This is a genomic window from Erwinia sp. PME.40.26/001 (genome assembly GCF_055556675.1).
Window position 1 is genome coordinate 1 of sequence record NZ_JBVHNP010000366.1, and the last position, 245, is coordinate 245.

At 61.2% G+C, this 245-nt stretch carries 1 protein-coding gene; it reads left to right on the forward strand.

What is annotated here, in order from left to right:
- Positions 1 to 245, forward strand: a 245-nt coding sequence (locus ACZ3HG_RS24565) for a single stranded DNA-binding domain-containing protein (RefSeq protein WP_465335109.1), incomplete at both ends; no start/stop codon positions are given.

Sequence of the window (245 nt, forward strand, 5' to 3'; positions counted from 1 at the left end):
CAGACAAATATTCCACCGAAATCGTCGCCGACGCCATGCAAATGTTGGGTGGCCGTGGCGGTGCCGGTGGTGGCGCTGCCATGGACGAAGGCGGCGGTAACTATGCCCCGCGTGAATCATCCGGCGGCGGCCGTAGTGCTGGTGGCTACGGTGGCGGCAACGCCCGCAGCAGCAGTGGTGCAGCCCGCACGCCTGTACCAACCCCTAAAGGTGGTTTTGATGATATGGATGACGATATTCCGTTT